Here is a 1092-nt window from a genome sequence, read left to right on the forward strand (position 1 = left end):
TCCAGCACCAGCCGCGCAGGCTCGCGCGCGGGCTTGAGGTAGCGGTCGAACCGGTAAGCGCCCAGGCCCCAGCCCAGCAGGGCCTGGCCCGGATCGATCCTGACTGGGGAATGGGGCGACAGGCGGTAGTTTCCCGCCGGCAGCGCCAGGGGCAGGTGCGCCAGCGCCAGCGGGTCGCCGGCGTCGGCGATGCCGGCCAGGAAAAACGCCGGACGGCCGTCGGCGCCCGGGACCAGCAGAGGCGCGCCCGGCTGCGCCGTGAAGGCCTGCGCGTCCAGCCAGGCCTGCACCCCCGCGGTCTGGCCGCCGCGCCACGTGGGCAGGCTGGCGCGGTCCACCAGCACCAGCGGCAGCGCGCCGTCGGCCTGGTCGGGGGTGGCGAAGCAGGGCGGCAAGCTCATCGTGGCTCCGGAAGGGGGTGGGTGTGGTCCAGCCAATCGGCCAGCCCGGCCAGCGTAGCGAATTCAAGGTCGGGGCGCGGCAGGTCGGCCGGCCAGCGCTCCCTGCGGCGATTGATCCAGCAGCTGGGCATGCCGGCCCGGCGCGCGCCCACCACGTCCATCATCGGGTCGTCGCCGATGTGCAGCACGTCGGCCGGGGCCTGGCCCAGGCGCTCGCAGGTGGCGTGGAAGATGGGCGTGTCGGGCTTGGCGTGGCCGTGCTCGCGGGCGCTGACGTAAATCTGGAAATGGGCCTGGATGCCAATCCGCTCCAGGTCGGCGTTGCCGTTGGTGAGCGCCGCCACCGGCAGCCGTGCCGACAGTCGCCCCAGGGCGGCCAGCGCATCGGGGTAGAAGTCCACCTGGTTGCGGCTGACGATGAAGGCTTCATAGGCGGGCTCGGCGTGGCTCAGGTCGTCGCCCGAATCCTCCAGCGCATGGCGCAGCGACAGCACGCGCTGGTGGCTGTAGTCGTGCAGGAACTGCGGGTGGCGCTCGGCCATCAGCGCGCGCAGTTCGCGCATCCGCTGTATCGGATAGCGCTGCGCGGTGCGCGGGCAGTGCTGATGCAGGAAGGCATCGAGCGCGCGGTCGGCGCGCGCGGTCGAGGGGCCGATGGGGCCCAGGGGGTCGGGGAGGGGGAGGGGGAGGG

At 73.4% G+C, this 1092-nt stretch carries 1 protein-coding gene and 1 pseudogene; both read right to left on the reverse strand.

The genetic code is table 11. From position 1 onward, the window contains the following. A pseudogene (locus tag K0M70_RS12935) lies at window positions 1-401 on the reverse strand (leucyl aminopeptidase family protein); the annotation flags it as partial. Then, window positions 398-1092: HAD family hydrolase (locus K0M70_RS12940; RefSeq protein ID WP_290782579.1), on the reverse strand; the 695-nt coding region annotated here is incomplete at its 5' end. The gene K0M70_RS12940 and the pseudogene K0M70_RS12935, both read right to left, overlap by 4 nt.

The sequence above is a fragment of the Arenimonas sp. genome (genome assembly GCF_019459675.1).
In the GTDB taxonomy this organism is placed as follows: Bacteria; Pseudomonadota; Gammaproteobacteria; order Xanthomonadales; family Xanthomonadaceae; genus Arenimonas.